The organism is Flavobacterium sp. Arc2 (assembly GCF_041431385.1).
Taxonomy (GTDB): Bacteria; Bacteroidota; Bacteroidia; order Flavobacteriales; family Flavobacteriaceae; genus Flavobacterium.
Genome location: NZ_JASMRH010000067.1, coordinates 1 through 1,245, shown reverse-complemented (window position 1 = coordinate 1,245; position 1,245 = coordinate 1). Strand labels below are relative to the sequence as shown.

Annotated in this window: 2 protein-coding genes; both read left to right on the top strand. The window is 32.0% G+C overall.

Annotation, left to right across the window (positions count from 1 at the left end; genetic code table 11):
* Positions 1-473: 3,4-dihydroxy-2-butanone-4-phosphate synthase (locus tag QO182_RS19470; RefSeq protein WP_371563733.1), on the top strand; the 473-nt coding region annotated here is incomplete at its 5' end.
* Positions 474-1,055 carry a Crp/Fnr family transcriptional regulator gene (locus tag QO182_RS19465; protein WP_371563730.1) on the top strand — a complete coding sequence of 194 codons (582 nt, stop codon included), beginning with the start codon at positions 474-476 and terminating at the stop codon, positions 1,053-1,055.
* The last annotated feature ends 190 nt before the right edge of the window (positions 1,056-1,245 follow it).

Sequence of the window (1,245 nt, the reverse complement as noted above, 5' to 3'; positions counted from 1 at the left end):
GAAGTCATATCTCAAAGTTAATTATGCAAAAATATTCATTTTTGCAAAACTTCTCCCCAGGTTTTGTTCCTGATCCGGAAAATACAAGTAGTTTTCAAACTCCATTCACAATTTCTATAGAAGCAAAAGAAGGGGTAACCACAGGTGTTTCGGCAGCAGACAGGTTAAAAACTATTCAAGTAGCATGTAATGAAAATGCCAAGAGTAATGACCTAGCAAGACCTGGTCATATTTTTCCTCTACGCGGAAGAAGTAATGGGGTTCTTGATCGAAAAGGACACACTGAAGGGAGTATTGATCTAATGAAATTAGCAGGTCTGCAACCAGAAGCAGTGCTTTGCGAATTAATGAACCCCGACGGAACAATGGCTAAAATCGATACTATTTTAAAATGTGCCGAAGAGCACGATTTGATTGTTTTGTCTATTGAAGATATTATTCATTATCGTAAATTTGTCAGAGACTACAAATAAATGGATACACACAGCGAGCTTACTAGTTACTTAAAAAAAAATATTGATCTGAGCGATGATGATTTAAAAATCATTCTTTCCTATTTTAAAATTATTAAAAAAGGTAAAAATGATATTTTACTTTCACATGGAAATATTAGTCAATATAGTTATTTTGTAAAGAAAGGTTGCTTGCGAATTTTTTTTATAAATGACGAAGGAAAAGACGTTACTCGATATATTGCTTTTGAAAACCAATTTGCCACAGCCCTTGTTAGTTTTATAACAAATGAGCCTGCTGAGGAAATTATTCAGGCGATTGAAAACTCTGAGCTCCTCTATATTAGTCACGATGATTTTAGATATCTCATGACAATTATCCCAAAATGGAAGGATTTCTACAGCATCTATTTAGAAAAGGCATATGTCAATAATTCAAAACGATTAATGTCGTTTACCACTTTAGACGCAGCAGAAAGGTATGATCAATTATTTAAAATAAACCCAAATATCGTTAAACGATTACCAAATAAAATAGTAGCTTCCTATATCAACATTTCACAAGAAACCTTAAGCAGAATAAAGTCCAAAATCAATATTTAATACTCTATTTGCTAGAAATTAATTATAATCATTTCGATTTAATCACTTTACCAACAAGCTTTACAACGTTGTATTTTATATTGATAGAACAATTAATGATTCGCAGATAATTCGGATCAAGTCGAAAACCTGTGGAGCGATAAAAATTAGGCATAAATATTAGTTAGCCTAAAAAGAAAGAATTCCACAT

Coding starts and splice junctions, on each gene's coding strand:
- QO182_RS19465 (WP_371563730.1), top strand. CDS start 474: ATGGATACACACAGCGAGCTTACTAGTTACTTAAAAAAAAATATTGAT.